Origin of the sequence: Lactobacillus sp. YT155 (genome assembly GCF_030504545.1) — a bacterium.
Classification (GTDB): Bacteria; Bacillota; Bacilli; order Lactobacillales; family Lactobacillaceae; genus BQUT01.
This window is the reverse complement of record NZ_JAUKWP010000008.1, coordinates 1-6,526: the sequence shown is the minus strand read 5'-3', so window position 1 is coordinate 6,526 and position 6,526 is coordinate 1. Positions and strand designations below refer to the sequence as shown.

Annotated in this window: 6 protein-coding genes, 2 tRNA genes and 1 pseudogene; all 9 read left to right on the top strand. The window is 35.3% G+C overall.

The annotated features are described in order from the left end of the window. Positions 1-441, top strand: a 441-nt coding sequence (locus Q2T76_RS07880; protein ID WP_302084969.1) for a MucBP domain-containing protein, incomplete at its 5' end; no start/stop codon positions are given. Positions 442-602: 161 nt separating this feature from the next. Further along, positions 603-1,325: an MIP/aquaporin family protein gene (locus Q2T76_RS07875; RefSeq protein WP_302084968.1), complete on the top strand. Its 723-nt coding sequence runs from the start codon at positions 603-605 to the stop codon at positions 1,323-1,325. Positions 1,326-1,466: 141 nt separating this feature from the next. Beyond that, positions 1,467-2,921 carry a peptide MFS transporter gene (locus Q2T76_RS07870; RefSeq protein WP_302084967.1) on the top strand — a complete coding sequence of 485 codons (1,455 nt, stop codon included), beginning with the start codon at positions 1,467-1,469 and terminating at the stop codon, positions 2,919-2,921. A gap of 93 nt (positions 2,922-3,014) precedes the next feature. Further along, a complete protein-coding gene (locus tag Q2T76_RS07865; RefSeq protein ID WP_302084966.1) occupies positions 3,015-4,235 on the top strand; it encodes a D-alanyl-D-alanine carboxypeptidase family protein in 1,221 nt (406 codons plus the stop codon). A gap of 57 nt (positions 4,236-4,292) precedes the next feature. Further along, positions 4,293-4,375: transfer RNA gene (locus Q2T76_RS07860), tRNA-Tyr, on the top strand. A gap of 8 nt (positions 4,376-4,383) precedes the next feature. After that, positions 4,384-4,455: transfer RNA gene (locus tag Q2T76_RS07855), tRNA-Gln, on the top strand. A 114-nt stretch (positions 4,456-4,569) separates the two neighbouring features. Beyond that, complete coding sequence (locus Q2T76_RS07850) at positions 4,570-5,277, top strand: GntR family transcriptional regulator (protein WP_302084965.1); 708 nt, start codon at positions 4,570-4,572, stop codon at positions 5,275-5,277. A gap of 134 nt (positions 5,278-5,411) precedes the next feature. After that, complete coding sequence (locus Q2T76_RS07845; RefSeq protein WP_302084964.1) at positions 5,412-6,317, top strand: glycoside hydrolase family 73 protein; 906 nt, start codon at positions 5,412-5,414, stop codon at positions 6,315-6,317. 18 nt (positions 6,318-6,335) lie between these two features. Beyond that, positions 6,336-6,526 (top strand): annotated as a pseudogene (locus Q2T76_RS07840) (hypothetical protein); the annotation flags it as partial.

Sequence of the window (6,526 nt, the reverse complement as noted above, 5' to 3'; positions counted from 1 at the left end):
CAAATGGGACAAGTTACTGCTAACTATCAAGATGATAAAGGCAATGAATTAGCTGACCCTGTAGTTCAAGTTCTTAAAGTAGGTTCAACTTATAAGACAGAACAAAAGAAGATTGTTGGATACAAGTTTGTGAAGACAACTGGTGAACCTGCAACAGGTACTGTAGGAGCGGTTACTGCAGCTGGTGCAAGTGCTCAAAAAGCTAAATTTAGCGATACAGCTAAATCTACAGCAACTGCAGCAGGACAAACAGTAAATTACATTTACTCAAAAATTCCTGCACCTGTAGATCCTGACAAACCAACAACAATCACAACTATTACAAAGACAATCACTAAGTACTTACCAAAGACTGGTGAACAACAATTGGCTGTCTTGGGAATTGTTGGAGTGTTAGTTCTAGCAACTGCAGCATACTTGAAATTCCGTAAAAAAGCTTAATATAAATAAAATTTAGTCTGATATCTTTAATATCAGGCTTTTTCTATGTGATAAAACAGAAGTTAAGGATTGGTAAAAGTCTATCATCACGGTCAGAAAGATGGTAAACTAATAAGATATTGTGCAAAAATGCACAACAACATATTTAGGAGATTATTTCGATGCAAAATAGTACTATGATTCAATTATTAGGTGAATTTATTGGAACTGCAATTATGGTTTTATTAGGTGATGGTGTCATTGCCGGAGTTCTATTGAAGAAAACAAAGTCATTCAATGACGGTTGGATGACAATAGCTTTAGGATGGGGATTAGCCGTTACTTTTGGTGTCTTTGCCTCAAACAGTATGAGTTTGGCCTTGTTAAACCCAGCCGTATCTTTAGGAATGGTTGTTACAGGTGAATTGGAAGTATCACTATTTATTCCTTACGTTATCGCACAAGTTTTAGGAGCAATGTTTGGTTCACTTCTTGTGTGGTTACAATTTTTCCCACATTGGGACGAAACTGAAGATTCAACTGAAATTTTATCTTCATTTGCGACCGTACCAGCTATTAAAAATCCAGTTGCCAACTTTGTTAGTGAGTTTGTGGGGACCTTTACATTGATGTTTGTGTTACTCATCATGACCGGACATAACAATTTTGGACCATTCAAACCTGTTTTAATTGGATTGTTGATTTTTGCCGTAGTTATCGCTCTAGGTGGGACAACAGGTTATGCGTTAAATCCTGCTCGTGACTTTGGTCCTAGATTGATGCACACAATCTTACCAATTAAGAACAAAGGAACATCTGACTGGGCATATGGTTGGATTCCTGTAGTTGCCCCAACATGTGGAGCGGTAGTTGCTGCTTGGTTATCTATGAATTTACCAGTGTAATAATTAAAATTAATCTTATTAAACTAATCTAAAAACCCTATAGCCTCAAAAACGTTTTGACAACGCCTTAATTTAATATTATGATATTAAACGGATTATTAAAAAAAATTTAATTACGCAATTATGTTGAGAGGTAAGAAAATGGATTCAAAACAAGATAAAGGATTTTTTGGTCAACCAAAAGGTCTGAGAACTCTGTTCATGACAGAATTCTGGGAACGATTTAGTTATTATGGAATGCGTGCCATTCTATTACTTTACATGTTTGATAAGACAATGAATGGTGGTCTTGGTTTTTCAGAAGTAACCGCCGCTTCCATTATGTCAATTTACGGTTCTTTGGTTTATATGAGTAGTGTTTTAGGTGGATTCATCAGTGACCGTTTACTAGGAAGTCGCCGAACAGTATTCTGGGGTGGAGTTCTAATTATGTTTGGTCATATTGTTTTGGCCTTACCATTTGGCGCTTCAGCATTATATGTTTCAATTTTACTTATCACAATTGGTACTGGTATGTTGAAACCAAACATTTCTGAAATGGTTGGTGGATTATACTCACCAGAAGATACTCGTCGTGATGCCGGATTCAGTATATTTGTTTTAGGTATTAATTTTGGTTCATTAATTGCTCCGCTTGCTGTTGGCTACGTGCAAGGTGCAGTTAACTATCACGCTGGATTCTCATTGGCTGCAATTGGTATGTTCTTCGGACTTATCTTCTATGTTCTTGATGGAAAGAAAAACCTTCATGAAAATAGTTTAAAAGTTCCTAACCCAATTTCTGCAGAAGAAAAAAGCAGTGTAATCAAGTATATTGTTATTGGAGTAGTGGTAGCTGCGGTTATCGTTGGAACAATGGCATTTACCAATACCTTGAATATTGAAAACATCATTTGGATTCTAAGTATTCTAGGTGTAATGATTCCGATTATTTACTTTGTAATTATGCTTAAGAGTAACAAGGTTACTAAAGTTGAAAAATCACGTGTTCGTGCTTATATCCTACTTTTCATTGCGGCTGTTATTTTCTGGGCAATTGAAGAGCAAGGATCATCTGTTTTAGCTCTTGTAGCTGCAAAACGTACTGTTTTAAACTTTGCAGGAATTCATTTACAAGTTCCTCAATTCCAAATGCTTAACCCATTCTTCATCGTATTGTATACACCATTCTTTGCTTGGATGTGGACTAAGTTAGGTAAGAAGCAACCAAGTTCACCAACTAAATTCTGGTTGGGATTAATCTTTACTGGATTATCATTCTTGGTCTTGGCATTACCTTTAGCAACTCCAGGTAAAATCAGTCCATTATGGTTGGTATTAAGTTGGGCATTAGTTATGATTGGTGAATTATTGATTTCACCAGTTGGACTTTCAGTTACAACTAAATTGGCTCCCAAAGCCTTTGCCGCTCAAATGATGAGTATGTGGTTCTTAGCTGATGCAGCTGGACAAGCTATTAATGCTCAAATCGTTAAATTCTATGAAATGAGTGATGTTCATTACTTTGCAATTATCGGTGTAGTAGTTATCGTCTTTGCAATCGTTCTAGCATTCCTAACTCCAAAGATTAAACCTTTAATGAAGGGTATTAACTAATATTAAAAAAGGCCTAAAGATAGGCCTTTTTTTGTACTCAAATTGTGGTAAATAATGGTATGCTAGTGTCAAATATTGATTAGGGGATTTATTTTGAAGAAGAATAAACTATATCTAGTAATAATCAGCGCGATCCTTTCGCTAGTATTTACTAATGCTAATAGTGTTAATGCTGCCATTGTTACTCCACAAGTGAATGCTAAGGCGGGATTGATTGTGGAGCAAAAAACCGGACAAGTTTTGGCCGATAAGAACGGCAATCAAAAACTGCCTATCGCTTCAGTTTCAAAACTAATTGTTATCTACATGGTTGAAGAAGCTCTTAAAACCGGACAATTAAATCAACACCAAATTGTGAAAATTTCTCCAGAATTGGCGAAGTTTAGTCAGGATACACACGTTGCCAATGTTCCATTATCAGTTGATCGTGACTACACAGTTAAAGAATTAATGGAAATGGCGTTACTGCCATCATCGAATGCAGCCGCAATGGCTCTAGCTGATTTAGTTTGTGGTTCACAGGATACTTATTATCAAAAGGCAAATGAACTTCTTGATAGTTGGGGAATAGCAGATGCGAAGATTGTTTCTTCATCAGGTTTGCGAAATGGTGATTTAAGTAGCTTTTCCAATCCTAAGTTATCAAAAGATACTCAAAATCAATTATCTGCACGCCAAGTCGCAATTATTGCCAAAAAATTGCTTGATGAATATCCTCAAGTTCAAGAGATTACCCAGTTGAAAACAACAAGTGTTCAAGACATTAATGGTGTTCCACAAGTTATTAAAAATACCGATAAATTACTGGATAATACTGAATACAAATTCACGGGATTAAAAACAGGAGTAGCACCTGACAACAGTCAAAATTTTGTAGGTATTACAAAACTTAAAGGGAAAAAAGTAATTACAGTAGTGCTAAACTCCAAGCAAAAAGATGAAGAGTTTCAAGATACAATTTCATTACTTAATCAAACTAAAGATAATATAAGAAAAGCCCATATTTCAGCAAAGAAAATAAAGAGCAATAATGCAGAAAATGGTTACTATTATTTGATTTCAAAAAATGAAGACTACTTTACAAGTAGTAACGAATCAGTAAAAGTAACGGATTTTGAGGCTGAAAAAGTTAAAGGAAATGATTTTCCGATTGAAAAGGATGCTAAGCTAGCATCTGGAGAGCTATCTTTTTCTAAAGAAAGCGACAATGATTTTATTCAAAAACCTGAAAGAATCCATTTTGTAGCAGAAAAAAAAGTGAATAAAGCTAACGATTTTATCATTTGGTGGAGAAATTTCGCAAAAAGTCTATAAAGATAGCTAAAAACTATTGCAATGCTCATTGTTTTTCTGTAATATATTTAATGTTTTGGAGGGGTAGCGAAGTCTGGCTAAACGCGGCGGACTGTAAATCCGCTCCGTCGGGTTCGGAGGTTCGAATCCTCTCCCCTCCATATAACACTGGGCTATGGCCAAGCGGTAAGGCAACAGGTTTTGATCCTGTCATGCGCTGGTTCGAATCCAGCTAGCCCAATCGATAAGCAGGAATATTCCTGCTTTTTTTGTGTATTGGATTATACCAATTATATTGGTATAATTGCAGTTGATGACAAATAATGCGGATTAAACAAGCTTTGAGGGAAATTTAATGAATGTACCGGTATATATACAAATTCATAATGAAATAAAAAAAGAAATTGAAGCGGGTAAATGGAAGATAGGCGAGCGAATTCCATCTGAAAGAGCACTATCATTGACATTTCACGTCAGTCGAATGACTTTGAGACAAGCTGTTCAAACATTAGTTGATGAGGGAATTCTACAAAGAAAAGTCGGCTCAGGGACTTTTGTAGCTAGTAGTAGAGTTAAAGAAACAATGACTGGAACAACTAGTTTTACCGAGATTATGCAATCGCAAGGACGTGTACCTTCAAGTAAAACAGTTAGTTATTACCTGTCAGATCCTTCGGTTAGTGAAATGGAAAAACTTAAACTCGACAGTGGACAACAGGTTCTAAGGATGGAAAGAATTCGTTATGCAGATAATCAACCCATCTGTCTAGAAACAACTACCGTACCGGCTGATTTAATAACTGACTTGAGCAAAGAAGATATTACAAGTTCTTTTTATAAGGCTCTGGAGACTAAAGCTGGTTATAAGATTGGGAGTTCAAACCAGACGGTGACGGCAACATTGGCATCTGAGCGAGTTGCACATTTGTTAGACGTAAAGAGATTTTCAGCAATTTTGCGATTACGTCAACTAACATTTTTGGATAGTGGAAGACCATTTGAATATGTAAGAACTCAGTATGTTAGTGATCGCTTTGAATTTTATTTGGAAAGAAAAAACTAATGCTTTCAAAAGGATAATATTGTTATTTAGATTTTCATTTCTTTTTTGTTAAGAAACTGTTAAATCCATATAGCTGGTAATTGTATATGTTAAGGTTTTTCATGGATAGTTATTGTGAGGAGAGTAGACTAATTATGAAAAAGAAATTAAAAAAAGGTTTAATTGTAACTAGTGCGTTAAGTGCTTCAATGTTTAATACACCAGCATTGATAACTGATGCTATGGCTCATGCAGCTGAGACTGATGCTAAAGAAACGACAACTAATACAAACAAAAATAATTCAACCAATAATGTTGAAAATAATAACCAAACAAATACTGAAAATGATACGGTAGATAAAAATACTGACACCGACAAAAATACTGAGGTTAAAAACACTGTTAATGACAGTGATAAAGTTTCAAAAGATAGTAGTATTGGACCTGGATATTATAGTCAACCTAACACAAAAGCAAAATCATTATTAAGTTCTTTTAGTACTGCTGTCCCAGCAAGTACTTCAAGTTTTATTAATAGTGTGGCAAATGGAGCAGTTAATGGTTGGAAGAAGTATAAAGTCCTACCTTCAGTTACAATTGCTCAAGCCATCCTTGAAAGTGCTTGGGGTGGTTCTGCCTTAACAACAAAGGCAAACAACTTATTTGGTATTAAAGGACGTTACAATGGTCAATACGTTACTATGCCAACATGGGAAGTTATTAACGGACACAGCGTGATGGTTAACGCTGAGTTTAGAAAATATCCTTCTCGTGGTGTAAGTATGGAAGATCATGGTAATTTTTTAACCGTTAACTCACGTTATAGAAATTTAATTGGTGTAACTAACTACAGAACAGTAACAAAACTTCTGCAACAAGACGGATATGCAACTGATCCTGCATATCCTGGAAAATTAAATAGTATTATCGAAACTTATGGATTAACTAAGTATGATGATATTGCAATTGATCCCAATGTTGGAAATGTGGATGTAATAAAAAGTGATGCTAATTCAGTTACTACATCAGGATGGCACGCAACATCAAAATCAACAAACTAACCATACAGTTACTTATTCTTGATGGACGCTAATACTGGTAGAGAAGTTACACGTGCAAAAATAACACGTGGTACTAGAAATGATGTTCAAAAATCTTACCCAAACATAAAGAATGCTGCCAAATCAGGATTTAAGAATACATTTAAAATTACAGACAATATGCGAGGGAAGAAAGTCTACGTAATGTCTAGATATTCTTCAAATTCAAG